At 71.0% G+C, this 13066-nt stretch carries 10 protein-coding genes; 3 read left to right on the top strand and 7 right to left on the bottom strand.

Annotation, left to right across the window (positions count from 1 at the left end):
* Positions 1-177 precede the first annotated feature (177 nt).
* Positions 178-600 (top strand): hypothetical protein, encoded by a 423-nt coding sequence (locus ACN6LB_RS14145; RefSeq protein ID WP_445026091.1) that lies wholly within the window; start codon positions 178-180, stop codon positions 598-600.
* Between the two features lie 13 nt (positions 601-613).
* On the top strand, positions 614-2134 hold the full coding sequence (glpK, locus tag ACN6LB_RS14140) for a glycerol kinase GlpK (protein WP_356140318.1): 1521 nt from the start codon (positions 614-616) through the stop codon (positions 2132-2134).
* A gap of 118 nt (positions 2135-2252) precedes the next feature.
* Here glpK and ACN6LB_RS14135 read toward each other — a convergent pair whose 3' ends face one another.
* The 5 genes from ACN6LB_RS14135 to ACN6LB_RS14115 are packed head-to-tail and all read right to left on the bottom strand — an operon-like array spanning position 2253 to position 10256.
* Positions 2253-2858 carry a GTP-binding protein gene (locus tag ACN6LB_RS14135; RefSeq protein ID WP_356140319.1) on the bottom strand — a complete coding sequence of 202 codons (606 nt, stop codon included), beginning with the start codon at positions 2856-2858 and terminating at the stop codon, positions 2253-2255.
* Positions 2839-6480 (bottom strand): hydantoinase B/oxoprolinase family protein, encoded by a 3642-nt coding sequence (locus ACN6LB_RS14130; RefSeq protein ID WP_445026090.1) that lies wholly within the window; start codon positions 6478-6480, stop codon positions 2839-2841. The genes ACN6LB_RS14135 and ACN6LB_RS14130 overlap by 20 nt, the downstream gene beginning before the upstream one ends.
* Positions 6481-6504: 24 nt before the next feature.
* Entirely contained in the window at positions 6505-6900 is a 396-nt protein-coding gene (locus ACN6LB_RS14125; protein ID WP_356140321.1) for a DUF742 domain-containing protein, read from the bottom strand.
* A gap of 9 nt (positions 6901-6909) precedes the next feature.
* Complete coding sequence (locus ACN6LB_RS14120) at positions 6910-7350, bottom strand: roadblock/LC7 domain-containing protein (RefSeq protein ID WP_445026089.1); 441 nt, start codon at positions 7348-7350, stop codon at positions 6910-6912.
* A complete protein-coding gene (locus ACN6LB_RS14115) occupies positions 7347-10256 on the bottom strand; it encodes a nitrate- and nitrite sensing domain-containing protein (protein WP_445026088.1) in 2910 nt (969 codons plus the stop codon). Before ACN6LB_RS14115 ends, ACN6LB_RS14120 begins: the two co-directional genes overlap by 4 nt.
* Before the next feature lie 422 nt (positions 10257-10678).
* Between ACN6LB_RS14115 and ACN6LB_RS14110 the strand changes: the two genes are divergently transcribed.
* Positions 10679-11269, top strand: a complete 591-nt coding sequence (locus tag ACN6LB_RS14110) for a hypothetical protein (protein WP_445026104.1) — start codon at positions 10679-10681, stop codon at positions 11267-11269.
* Positions 11270-11309: 40 nt separating this feature from the next.
* Here ACN6LB_RS14110 and ACN6LB_RS14105 read toward each other — a convergent pair whose 3' ends face one another.
* A complete protein-coding gene (locus tag ACN6LB_RS14105; RefSeq protein WP_445026087.1) occupies positions 11310-12518 on the bottom strand; it encodes an NAD(P)/FAD-dependent oxidoreductase in 1209 nt (402 codons plus the stop codon).
* Positions 12519-12666: 148 nt separating this feature from the next.
* Complete coding sequence (locus ACN6LB_RS14100) at positions 12667-12987, bottom strand: bifunctional 3-phenylpropionate/cinnamic acid dioxygenase ferredoxin subunit (RefSeq protein WP_356140325.1); 321 nt, start codon at positions 12985-12987, stop codon at positions 12667-12669.
* Positions 12988-13066: the final 79 nt, after the last annotated feature.

The raw sequence follows: 13066 nt of genomic DNA, 5'->3' as shown, positions 1-13066 counted from the left end.
GGGTTCCCGCCTGCATCAAGGACCATCCCCCACAGGCGATTCCGGTGCGACGGCACGCTCGTCACGGACGCCGGGCGGGGGGCGGGATCTCCCTGCCTCCGGCTGAAGTAGCCCTGGGAAACGCACCCTGCACGCCGGCCCGGAACGGTCCACTCCGGGCGAGGCCTAGGAGCCGCCATGAGCAACGGAGACATCTCTGTCGGCGAGTTGACCGGCGCGGCGTTTCCGATCCCGCTCGGCGCGGGCGGGTGCGCCGCTCTCACCCCCGGCAAGTCCACGGCGCAGGGCGTCGGCCGGGCGGTCATCGCCCTCGCACGGGGTTTCGGGGTGCTTGCCGGGGCGGACAGGCACTTCGCCGAAGCCATGACCGGAGCGGCGCTGAGCCGGTTGCTCTGCCCGGGCCGGATCGAACTCACCAGAGGCAACCCCACCGAGACGCTGGGCAAGCGCGTTGACGGCACCGGCGGCGCAGGCCTGCCCGTCCTGCTGCTGCCGATCACCGACAAGGGCACCTCGGAGCGGGGTTACTCCTGGACCCCGGTGGCCGGCCCGATCACGGGCGGCGCCATCGGAGCCGTGATCCACAACGCAGCCTTCTGACGAAGGGGACGTCATGCCGGACAACGCCCAGAAGTACGTTGCCGCAATCGATCAGGGCACCACCTCCAGCCGTTGCATCATCTTCGACCGCAACGGCGCGATCGTCGCCGTCGACCAGCGCGAGCACCGCCAGATCTTCCCGAAGCCGGGCTGGGTGGAGCACGATGCCACCGAGATCTGGTCGAAGGTGCAGGCGGTGGTCGCGGGAGCGATCGCCAAGGCCGGGCTGCGGGCCGACGAGCTCAGTGCGCTCGGCATCACCAACCAGCGCGAGACGACGGTTCTCTGGGACCGCGCCACGGGCAAGCCCGTGCACAATGCGATCGTCTGGCAGGACACCCGGACGTCCGCGCTCTGCAACGAACTGGGCGGAACGGACGGGCAGGATCGCTTCCGCGAGCAGACCGGACTGCCGCTGGCCAGCTACTTCTCCGGACCGAAGGCGGCCTGGCTGCTCGACAACGTGCCGGGCCTGCGCACCCGCGCCGAGCGCGGCGAGATCGCCTTCGGGACCATCGACTCCTGGCTGATCTGGAACCTGACCGGTGGCACGGACGGGGGACAGCACGTCACCGACGTCACCAACGCCGGCCGCACCATGCTGATGAACCTCGAAACGCTTCAGTGGGACCCGTCCATCCTCTCCGCGATGAACGTCCCCGAGGCGGTCCTGCCCGAGATCAGGTCCTCCGCCGAGGTGTACGGCACCGCCGTGGGCCAACTCGCGGGCGTGCCCGTCGCGTCGGCGCTCGGCGACCAGCAGGCCGCGGTGTTCGGGCAGGCCTGCTACGACGTGGGCACCGCCAAGAACACGTACGGCACGGGCAGTTTCCTGCTGCTGAACACCGGTAACCGGCCCGTTCCCTCGAAGAACGGCCTGCTCACGACGATGGGGTACAAGATCGGCACCGAGGCGCCGGTCTACTGCCTGGAGGGATCGATCGCGATCACCGGGGCACTGGTGCAGTGGTTCCGTGACCAGCTCGGCATCATCCGTTCCGCCGACGAGATCGAAACCCTGGCGGCCGGCGTCGAGGACAACGGCGGCGCGTACATCGTGCCCGCGTTCTCCGGTCTGTTCGCCCCCTACTGGCGCTCCGACGCGCGGGGCGTCATCACCGGGCTCACCCGGTACGTCACCAAGGCACACCTGGCCCGCGCGGTCCTGGAGGCGACGAGCTGGCAGACCCGCGAGGTCGTGGACGCCATGTACCAGGACTCGGGGGTCAACATCACGATCCTCAAGGTCGACGGCGGCATGACCAAGAACAATCTGCTGATGCAGCATCAGGCGGATGTGCTCGGCGTGCCGGTGGTGCGGCCCAAGGTCTCCGAGACGACGTGTCTGGGCGCCGCGTACGCGGCCGGACTCGCGACCGGAGTGTGGAACGACCTCGACGAGCTGAAGTCGCACTGGCAGAAGGACGTCGAGTGGACGCCGGCAATGGAGGCGTCCGAACGCGATCGCGAGTACCACAACTGGCGCAAGGCGGTGGAGAAGAGCTTCGGCTGGCACGAGGACGGAGTGGGCTGAGAACCGGGCTCCACGCGCGCGTGCGTCCCGCGTGAACCACGCGCGCGTGCACGACTGCGGCCCGTACCCCGGTCGGCGGGGGTACGGGCCGTACGTGCGCCCGCGGCGGTACCCGGCGTCAGGTCGCGACGGTCTCCCGGCGGGCCGCGGCGTACGCCATCGCGTGCTGGACGACGCGGATGAGGACCTCCTTGACCGGCTCGCGGTCGCGCGCGTCGGTCAGGACGACGGGCACCTCGGGGTCGAGGTCGAGTGCCTGGCGGACGTCGTCGGCGGGGTAACGGGAGGCGCCCTCGAAGCAGTTGACGCCGACGACGAACGGTATGGAGCGCCGCTCGAAGTAGTCGACGGCCGCGAAGCAGTCCTCCAGGCGGCGGGTGTCGGCGAGCACGACCGCGCCCAGGGCGCCGGTGGCCAGCTCGTCCCACAGGAACCAGAAGCGGTCCTGCCCCGGTGTCCCGAAGAGGTAGAGGACCAGGTCCTCGCGGAGCGTGATGCGGCCGAAGTCCATGGCGACAGTGGTGGTGCTCTTGCCCTCCACGCCGCTGGTGTCGTCGATCGGGCGGCCGGCCTCGGTGAGCAGCTCCTCGGTGCGCAGCGGCTTGATCTCGCTGACCGCGCCGACAAGGGTCGTCTTGCCCACGCCGAATCCGCCGGCCACCAGGATCTTGAGGGTGACGGGCTCGACCGGGGGCTTGCCGCGCTCAGTACGCCCGAAGATCATCGCTTTCTTCTCCTGCTTGATGGGGGTCGTGCGGCGGTGGGCCGTAGCCTCCGCCGCCGGGGGTTTCGATGACCAGCACGTCGTCGGGGCCGACATCCGCCGCGTCGCTTCCGGCGAGCTCGAAGACCGTACCGTCCGCGCGCTCCACCCGGTTGGCCCCGAGCGCTCCGGGGGCGCCGCCGGCCATGCCGTAGGGCGGGACGCGGCGGTGCTGGGAGAGCGTGGAGACGGTCATGGGTTCGCGGAACCGGATGCGGCGCACGGCTCCGTCTCCACCTCGCCACCGGCCCGTGCCGCCGCTGCCGGGGCGCACCGCGAACTCGTCGAGCAGGACCGGCAGCCGCCACTCCAGGACCTCGGGGTCGGTGAGGCGCGAGTTGGTCATGTGGGTCTGCACCACGGACGCGCCTCGGAAGCCATCGCCCGCGCCGGACCCGGAGGCCACGGTCTCGTAGTACTGGTACCGCTCGTTGCCGAAGGTGACGTTGTTCATGGTGCCGGAACCTTCGGCCTGCACGCGCAGGGCTCCGTACAGGGCGCCGGTGATCGCCTGCGAGGTCTCGACGTTGCCCGCGACGACGGCGGCCGGAGGTTCGGGCGCGAGCATCGAGCCGGGCGGCACAACGATGTCCAAGGGGCGCAGGCAGCCGTCGTTAAGGGGGATGTCGTCGGCGACCAGAGTGCGGAAGACGTACAGGACGGCGGCGTTGACCACGGCGAAGGGCGCGTTGAAGTTGGTGGTGAGCTGCGGGGACGTGCCGGTGAAGTCGACCGTCGCGGAGCGGCTTTCGCGGTTCACCGAGACACGGACCCGGATGACGGCCCCGGAGTCGGTCTCGTAGGCGAACTCGCCGTCTTCAAGGGTGTCGATGACACGCCGGACGGATTCCTCGGCGTTGTCCTGGACGTGCTTCATGTACGCCTGCACGACATCGAGTCCGAAGTCCTCGATCATGCGGGCGACCTCGTCCACGCCCTTCTGGTTGGCGGCGATCTGCGCGCGCAGGTCGGCGAGGTTGGTCCTCGGGTTGCGGGAGGGGTAGGGCGCGTCGGTGAGCAGACGCAGGGTCTCCACCTCGCGGAACCGGCCGTCCTCGGCGAGCAGCCAGTTGTCGAAGAGGATGCCCTCCTCCTCGATCGTGCGGCTGTTGGCGGGCATGGAACCGGGCGCGATGCCGCCGATCTCGGCGTGGTGGCCGCGGGAGGCCACGTAGAAGAGGAGCCTGTGGTCACCCTCCGTGCTCGCCGTGTCGAAGACGGGGGTGATGACGGTGACGTCGGGCAGGTGCGTGCCGCCGTGGTACGGATCGTTGACCGCGTAGGTGTCCCCGGGCCGCATCCGCGGTCCGCGCCGCCGGATGACCTCCTTGACGCTGGTGCCCATCGAGCCCAGGTGGACGGGGATGTGCGGCGCGTTGGCCACCAGGTTTCCCTCCGGGTCGAACAGTGCGCAGGAGAAGTCGAGGCGCTCCTTGATGTTGACCGACTGGGCGGTGGACTCCAGCCGGGCGCCCATCTGTTCGGCGATCGACATGAAGAGGTTGTTGAAGACCTCCAGGAGAACCGGGTCCGCTTCTGTGCCGAGATCGGAACTCTCCGTGACCGCCGCGCGTTCCATGACCAGATGCCCGTCGTCGGTCGTGGCGGCCTGCCATCCGTCGTCGACGACGGTCGTCGCACCTGCCTCGGTGATGATCGCGGGGCCGGTGACCGTTTCACCGGGGGGCAGCTCCTCGCGGCGGTGCAGGGGTACGTCGCGCCGGGCGCCGCCTGTATGGAGGCTGACCGTCAGCGCGGCGGGAGGGCGGGTACGGGCGGTGGCGGTGGCGTCGGCGGCGAGGGCGGAGAGATCGGGGGGTTCGGTGAGACCGGTGGCTTCCACCGAGAGGGCTTCTACGACGATCGGGCGGTCGAGTGTGAAGGAGTAGGTGGCGCGATGACGTTCTTCGAAGGCGTCGGTCATGGTGTCGGGCTCGGTGAGTTCGACGGTGAGCGCCGTGTCCGTGCCGTCATAGCGGAGCTGGGCGCGGCGGGCGACCCGGATGCGGTCCTCGGGCACGTCCTCGGCGAGGAGCTCGGCGCGGGCGGCGCCCTCCAGGTCGTCGGCGGTCTTCAGGACGCCGGGCATCGCGGACGCCTCCAGGGGCACCTCGACGGACTGCTCGCGCATGGCCGTCGTGTCGGCGAGACCGATACCGAGGGCGGACAGGACGCCGGCCATGGGCGGTACGAGGACGGTGCGGATGCCGAGCGAGTCGGCAACCATGCACGCGTGCTGGCCGCCCGCGCCGCCGAAGGTCGTCAGCGCGTACCGGGTGACGTCGTGCCCCTTCTGGACGGAGATCCGCTTCACCGCGTTGGCGATGTTGGCCACGGCGATCTGCAGATACCCCTCGGCGACCTGCTCAGGGGTGCGGTCGTCGCCGGTCCTCTCCCGGATGTCGCGGGCGAGCGCGGCGAACCGGTCGCGGACCAGGGGCTCGTCCAGGGGTTGGTCTCCAGCGGGGCCGAACACCTTGGGGAAGTGCGCGGGTTGGATGCGGCCGAGTGCCACGTTGGCGTCGGTGACGGTGAGCGGGCCGCCGCCCCGGTAGCAGGCGGGTCCCGGGTCCGCGCCCGCCGAGTCGGGGCCCACGCGGTAGCGGGAGCCGTCGAAGTGGAGCACGGAGCCGCCGCCGGCCGCGACGGTGTGGATGTCCAGCATGGGCGCCCGCAGCCGTACGCCGGCGATCTGCGTGGTGAAGACCCGCTCGTACTCGCCCGCGAAGTGCGAGACGTCCGTCGACGTGCCGCCCATGTCGAAGCCGATGACGCGGTCGAAGCCCGCCAGTTGCGACATGCGGGCCATGCCGACGATGCCGCCCGCCGGCCCGGAGAGGATGGCGTCCTTGCCGCGGAACTGGCCGGCCTCGGTGAGCCCGCCGTTGGACTGCATGAACATCAGCCGCACGCCCAGGAGTTCATCGGCCACGTGCTGGACGTAGCGGCGCAGGACGGGCGACAGATAGGCGTCGACGACGGCGGTGTCGCCGCGCGGGACGAGCTTCATCAGCGGGCTGACCTCGCTGGAGAGCGAGATCTGCGGGAAGCCGGTGCGGGCGGCCAGCTCGCCGACGGCCTGTTCATGGGCGGGGTGGAGGTGGCTGTGCATACAGACGACGGCCACGGCGCGGATTCCGGTGTCGTACGCCTCCTGCAGGGGCCCGGCGAGCGCGTCCAGGTCGGGGGCGCGCAGGACGGTGCCGTCGGCGGCGATCCGCTCGTCGACCTCGACCACGCGTTCGTACAACAGCTCGGGCAGCTCGATCGCGCGGGCGAAGATCCGGGGGCGGTTCTGGTAGGCGATGCGCAGCGCGTCGCGGAATCCGCGGGTGACGACGAGGAGGGTGCGCTCGCCGGTGCGCTCCAGCAGGGCGTTGGTGGCGACCGTGGTTCCCATGCGGACGGCGTCGATCTCACCGCCCTCGCCGAGCAGTTCGCGTACGCCGGCGACCGCCGCGTCGGCGTACCGGGCCGGGTTGTCGGAGAGCAGCTTGTGGGTGAGCAGGCGGCCGTCCGGGCGCCGCGCGACGATGTCGGTGAAGGTGCCGCCTCGGTCGACCCAGAACTGCCAGCCTGTCACGTCTGTTCCCCGCTTCCGCGCTGTTCAGAGCGCTCGGAGGCCGCTGATCACGTCGCGCAGAATACTCTCGTCCGGCAGCTCCGCCGGGGGTACCGGCCGTGTCACATGGACCATTTCCTCGTCCACGAGGTCCCCGATGAGGACGCGTACCACTCCGATGGGGAGGTCGAGCTCGGCGGCGAGTTCGGCGACCGACTGGGGGGTGTCGCGGCACAGCTCGACGATGTCCACGTGCTCCGGGGACAGGGTCCGGTCCGCGTCGGGGTCGTCCGAGTGCGTCTGGGCGACGACCACCGCGATCAGGTCGAGGCGGTGCTGCGCCGCACTCGTGGTGCGGCCGCGCGTCATGGCATACGGACGGACCACCGGTCCGGCCTCGTCGTCGAACCAGTGGCGTTTTCCCTGACCGTCTCCGCTCATGTCATCCCACTACCCGCCCGAGGACAGATCGGTGCGCGGAGCGGCGGACAGATGTACGCCTACTCGCTTCACCAGGAGCGTCATCTCGTAAGCGACCTGCCCGACGTCCGAGTCGGCGTCCGACAGCACGGCGAGGCAGCTGCCATCGCCTGCAGCCGTCACGAACAGGAAGGCGTCGTCGAGCTCGACGACGGTCTGCCGGACGCTGCCCGCCTCGAAGTGGCGGCCGACGCCTTTGGCGAGACTGTGGAATCCGGAGGCGACGGCAGCCAGGTGCTCGCTGTCCTCCCGCGTCAGGTCCTTGGAGACGCCGGTGGGAAGGCCGTCGCCGGAGAGCACGATCGCCTTGCGGATGCTGGCGACGCGGTCCACCAGGTCGTCCAGGAGCCAGTTGAGCTCCCCGGTCGCCGTGCTGGTCGTGGTGGGCCCTGCGGCCTTCGGTGCGGTCATCGACCGTCCCCCTCTGTGTTTCGTCGTGCTGTGCCGTCCTGGGCCTCGTCGCCCGCGGCGTTCTCGTCGCGGCCGCGCTGCCAGCCCCGCTGGAGCGAGGCCATCCGGCTGCGCACCTCGTCGGCGTCGCGGTCGGCGGGGTCGGTCCCGCCCTGGTCCTTGCCGCGCTCGGTCTGTCGCGCGGGCCCTTTCTTCAACTGCGGGGCCAGATTGGCCTGTCGGACGCGGCGGGGCAGCAGACCCGCGCCCGATTCTGCCCCGTCCGTCGCTGCGTCGGAGCGCGGGGTGGTGCCGCCTGCTCGCGCGGAGGTGCCTTCGGCGCCCGACGCGGAGGCGGGGCGACGGGTGCGCTGAGGCAGGGCGGGGCTCTGGCGGAGACCGAGTGCCTCGGCGTTCTCGACGCCCTGGCGCGCCGAGCCCGCAGGGCGATCGCCGCTGCGACGCGCGGGTGTCTCGGCGCGCGCCTCGCGGCGATTCGCCGACGGCTTGGCCGCGTCGAGTTCCCCGATGGCCCGGTCGGTCACGCCCCGGTCCACCGGCTCCAGGCCGCCCATCGGTTCCCGGTTCTGCGCGGGCTGCTCCTCGTCCGGCACGCCACGCCGGGTCCTCGACTCGGTCACGGGACGCCCGTGCGAGCTGACGAGCTTGGGGGTCCGGCGCCGCGGCAGCGGGACGGGGCCGCCGGGGTGGTCCTCGTCGCCGGGGCGTGCGGGTTCGCCCCGGTTGTCGCGGGCCTGCTGGTGCTGTTCGCCCGCGACGCCGGCGAGGGAGCGGCGCGGACGGAACAGACCGCCGCGTTCGCTGTCGTCGTCTCCGAGCGCGCCGGGGAAGTCGGTGAGGGCGTCCAGGTCGACGGGCGCCTCCAGTTCGACCGGCCCGTCCAGAATCGAGGCGGGCAGACCCGGGAGTTGCACCGGTACCTGGGAGAGTGCCGCCTTGCGCTCCTCCTCGCTGCCGCTCTCCTTCGAGGGCAGCGCACGGTCGAGGCGGAAGCCGACACCGTTGGTGTCCGGGACGTCGTCGGTGAGGAGGGTGTCCGGGATGAGGACGACGGCGGTGGTGCCGCCGTACGGAGAGGGCTGGAGGGAGACACGGACGTTCTGGCGCTCGGCGAGCCGGCTGACCACGAAGAGGCCGAGGCGGTCGGTGTCGGACAGTTCGAACTCGGGTGTCTCGGCGAGGCGCAGGTTGGCGTCGAGGAGTGCTTCGGCGGCCATGCCGAGGCCGCGGTCGTGGATCTCCAGGGTGAAGCCGTTGGCGACGCGCTCGCCGAGAACCTGCACGGCCGTGTGCGGCGGCGAGAACACCGTGGCGTTCTCCAGGAGTTCGGCCACCAGGTGGGTGAGGTCGGCGACCGCGGGGCCGGTGACGGCGACGCGCGGAAGACGGCGTACCTCGATGCGTTCGTAGTCCTCGACCTCGGCGACGGCGGCGCGGACGACGTCCATGAGCTGGACGGGCTTGCGCCACTGCCGGGAGGGAGCGGCCCCGGAGAGGATGACCAGGCCCTCGGCGTGGCGGCGCATGCGCGTGGTCAGGTGGTCGAGGCGGAACAGGTCGGCGAGTTCGTCGGTGTCCTCGGTTCTGCGCTCCATGGTGTCGAGCAGGGTGAGCTGCTTGTGGAGCAGGACCTGACTGCGGCGGGCGAGGTTGACGAAGACCTCGGAGACGCCGTCGCGCAGCTCGGACTGCTTGACGGCGGCCTCGACGGCCGCGCGTTGAAGGGTGTTGAGCGCCTGGCCGACCTCGCCGATCTCGTTCTTGTCGAACTCCAGGCGCGGCACTTCGGTCTCGATGTCGACCTGTTCGCCGGCGGAGAGGCGGCGCATGACGCTGGGAAGTCGGATCCCGGACGCCTCGTGGGCCTCCAGCCGGAGTCGGCGCAGGTCGCGAATGAGGCTGCGGCCGACGCGTACGGACATGAAGAGCGAGACCAGCAGGGCGATGAGTCCGAGGATGCCCGCGACGGCTGCCTTGACGATGATGCCCATGGCCACGGGCCGGACCCGGTCCTGGTAGCGGTCGCCCGCCTGGTCGTCGAGCTTGCTGAGCTGGCCCAGGACGTGTCCCGCCACGCCGTCCCAGCTCTTGGCGGTGACCCCGCTGGGCGAGCCTGCCGGGGAGAGGGCGATGGCCTGTTCGGCGACGCGCAGAGGCGCCGTGTCGGCGTTCTTCCAATAGCTCTGGTAGCGCTCGCGGTCGGCGGCGGGCAGCAGCGGAAGGCTGATGTCGTACAGGAGGGTGCGCTGGGCCACGAGGTCGGACGTGTCGCGGATCTCGTCGCGGGTGAGGTGTCCGGCGACGAGGGCGGAGCCTAGGAGGGCGTCCTCCCGCGAGAGCAGTTCGCGGGCGCGGGCGACGTTGACGAGCGCGCGGCCCTGCTTGTCCATCTCCACGTTGTCGAGCACATGGAGGTTGGCCATCAGGACATAACAGGGGTCGATGAGGCGGTTGTACTGGTTGAGGGCCTGGGACCGGTCGACGGTGCCCTCCTCGACGCTGTGGCGCAGCGATGCGATTCCCTCAAGGGCGTCGAGAATGGAGGCGAGGCGTTGCGCGGTGCCCGGGCTCATGTCGTCGCGTACTTCGTCGTTCCGGGCGTTCCGGCGCACCTTGGCCACGGCCTTGTCGGTGGCGGCCCTGCTGCGCTTGAGAGCCGTGAGGGCGTCGGAGGCGCGCGGGTCGGCGAGATAGACGAGGGTCTGGCGGCGTTCGGTCTGCAGGACGCGGACGGCGTCCTCGGTCGGATAGCCGACCTTCTCCACAACGTCCGAGACGTTGAACAGCTGACTTGCCTCACGCCCGGTGATGATCGTGGCGAAACCCCAGATCGCGGTCAGGGACACCAGCGGCACGAGGAGCAGCGCCACGATCTTCCGGCGGATGGACTTCCCGCGAAAGCGCATGGCCTCCCCCAGCTCGACCCCCTCCGGCCCGGGGGGTACACATGTGCGTCAACAAACGGCGTGAGCCTACTACCGACACACAGGTAACTCGAAGGCCCGTCCGAACGCACTCTTGGTGGCCGGGGAACGAGACATGGGGAGTTGTCCGTTCATTGGGGGAGATTGCCGCCTCCGGTGCGGCACTTGGGCCTGGATCGTGTCCGGTGACGAACATGGTCAGTTGGCCGGATTTCTTCGTTCAGTGGGAATCTTCGGGGTACGTCGTTCGTCTTTCTGTAAGGGAATTGGGGGCGGAATCGGCCACAGGCGCCGCATGCCGCGTCCAGGCGGCGTAAAACAGCGCAAGCCGGGCAGCCACTGGGGAGCGGTGTCTCGTGACACCGGTGCAAGGTGTCTGCTGGGCGGTGGGGAGTGACGAGTTGATGGGCACGGCAGAGCGGAGCGAGGCGCCCGAGATCGGTGTCGCGGCGCCCGTGACGGAGCGGCGGGCCGTTCAGGCACCGGATCGCGACATTCCGGGGAGCGGACGCGAGGACACGGACGGGCATTCGACGTCGGCGCGCGAGCGCGCTCGCTCGGACGTGCGGATCGCCGCGGCTCAGGAGCAGGAAGAGCAGGCGTACTACCGCCCGTTGTGGATCGAGGAACCCGCGCGCAGACGGCGACTGCCCGATCCGGTGCGTACGGCGGCGGTGCGCGCGGTACTGCTCATCAGCGTGACGCTGATCCAGGCGATGGTGGCCTTCCTGTCCACGCTGGCCGGATCCTGGCTGGCTTTCCCCATGGTGCTGAGCAGCGTGGCGAGCACGATCGTCGCCACCTGGGGCGCGCTCGACGTGTGGGTGACCCGACAGGTGTGGAACCAGCGCAACGGTGTGGTGTCGGCCCCGAACAGCACCGCACGGGCCCTGCGGCGCGAGCGGCGCAAGGCCCGACGCCAGGCCCGCACGGCTGCACGGGCGCAGGAGCGAATACGCCGCAGGGGCGGGGCGGGGCAGTTGTCGCACTCGTAGGCCCGCTCGCCCGTAGGCGCGCCCGCCCGTAGTTCGGGCGTCACAGAGGCGCCGGCTCCACCGGGCCTGCGCTGCGGGCGAGTTCGCGACGCGCCCGCATGAACAGGCGGGGGCGGTCGACGGAGAGGACGGCGGTCGTGCGGCCCCCGCGTTCGTACAGGGCGAGGAGGCCACCCTCGGCGGGCGCACCGTCCACGAGCGTGCCCTCGGCGATGCGGACGGTGTCGGTGGCGTGGCGCCGGCCCGCGAACTGGATCCGCGCACCGTACTGGTCGGACCAGAAGTAGGGCGTCGACCGCACGGTCTCGACGGTTCGCGCGGCGAGCAGGTTGCGTACGGCGACGCGGGGCTGCTCGGTCGCGGAGGTCCAGTGCTCGGCGCGGGAACCGGCGACGCGGGCGACATCGCCCACGGCGACCACTTGCGGCAGTCCGGTCACGCAGCCGTCGTCGCACAGCACGCCGTCGTGCAGGGCGAGCGTCGAACCGGCGAGCCAGCCGGTGTTGGGGGTGGCGCCGATGCCGACGATCACGACATCGGCGGGAAGGGTCCGGCCGTCGGCAAGCTCCACGCCGCTCACGGCGCGGCGGCCGTCGGTCCCGGCGACGCTCCTTCCCCGCAGCCCGGCGACGCCGGTGCCGGTGACGAGGTCGGTGCCGCTTCGGCGGTGCAGTGCGGCGCACACGGCGGCCATGTCGGAGCCGAGTTGGGGCACGAGCGGCAGTGCAGCGGCCTCGACGACGGTCACCTCGTGGCCGAGGGCGGCGCACGAGGACGCGGTCTCGGCGCCGATGAAGCCGCCGCCGATGACGACGACTCGGCATGTGCCTCGCGTGAGTTCCGCGCGCAGGGCTCGGGCGTCGTCGAGGGTGCGCAGTGTGTGTACTCCGACGAGGTCGTCGCCGGGGAGGCGGCGGGCCGAGGCGCCGGTCGCGATGACCACGCCGTCCGTGGAGACGGTGCGGCCGTCGTCGAGGAGGACGGTGCGGCCACGTGCGTCGAGTCCGCGGGCACGGACGCCGAGGAGCCACTCGGCGTCGAGTTCGGCGCTCTCTTCCGCGTCGGTGAGGGCGAGCCGGTCCTCGTCGGCCCGGCCGGTGAGGAAGTCCTTGGACAACGGCGGGCGGTCGTAGGGGCGGTGGGGTTCGTCGCCGACGATCACCAGCCGCCCGTCGAAGCCCTGGGCCCGCAGTTCGCGGGCCGCGTACAGCCCGGAGAGAGAGGCTCCGACGACGGTGACGGTCCTCATGGGCACTCCCCTGTGTCCCCGGCCGCAGTACGGGCCTCACGGACTCCGGCTCCCGGGACTCCGGCTCCTGGAACCTCGGACCCGTGGAAGCCGGCCCCTCGGGCCCAGGTCGTACCGGCCTCGGCCTGGTCGGCCCCGGTCTCGTTCGTCATGCGGCGGTGTCCTCCTCCGCGGCCAGGTGGACGTGGATGATGCCGTCGTCGACGGTGACGCGGTGGGTGCGGACGGGGCGGCGTGCGGGCAGACACGTCGGCTGTCCCGTGCGGAGATCGAATGATGCGGCGTGCAGCGGGCATTCGACCAGACAGCCCTCCAGCCAGCCCTCCGACAGGGAGGCGTCCTGGTGGGTGCAGGTGTCGTCGATGGCGTAGAACTCGCCGTCGGCGTTGAACACGGCGACGGGCGGCGTGGTGTCGACTCTGACGGATTCGCCCTCGGGGAGGTCTTCAAGGCGGCAGACGGGAATCACGGGCCCCCCTCTCGGTCCGGGACACGATGTCCGGGACCTTTCAGGTCCAGGCTGTCCGAACCCTTTGCGGTTGCGGACG

It is taken from the genome of Streptomyces sp. SAS_270 (genome assembly GCF_052543295.1).
The sequence above is the reverse complement of the archived record's forward strand: the minus strand, read 5'-3'. Positions and strand labels throughout refer to the sequence as shown.

Bases quoted from the DNA above. Each gene is read 5' to 3' on its own strand.
- ACN6LB_RS14145 (WP_445026091.1), top strand. From the start codon at position 178: ATGAGCAACGGAGACATCTCTGTCGGCGAGTTGACCGGCGCGGCGTTT.
- glpK (WP_356140318.1), top strand. From the start codon at position 614: ATGCCGGACAACGCCCAGAAGTACGTTGCCGCAATCGATCAGGGCACC.
- ACN6LB_RS14135 (WP_356140319.1), bottom strand. From the start codon at position 2,858: ATGATCTTCGGGCGTACTGAGCGCGGCAAGCCCCCGGTCGAGCCCGTC.
- ACN6LB_RS14125 (WP_356140321.1), bottom strand. From the start codon at position 6,900: ATGAGCGGAGACGGTCAGGGAAAACGCCACTGGTTCGACGACGAGGCC.
- ACN6LB_RS14120 (WP_445026089.1), bottom strand. From the start codon at position 7,350: ATGACCGCACCGAAGGCCGCAGGGCCCACCACGACCAGCACGGCGACC.
- ACN6LB_RS14115 (WP_445026088.1), bottom strand. From the start codon at position 10,256: ATGCGCTTTCGCGGGAAGTCCATCCGCCGGAAGATCGTGGCGCTGCTC.
- ACN6LB_RS14110 (WP_445026104.1), top strand. From the start codon at position 10,679: ATGGGCACGGCAGAGCGGAGCGAGGCGCCCGAGATCGGTGTCGCGGCG.
- ACN6LB_RS14105 (WP_445026087.1), bottom strand. From the start codon at position 12,518: ATGAGGACCGTCACCGTCGTCGGAGCCTCTCTCTCCGGGCTGTACGCG.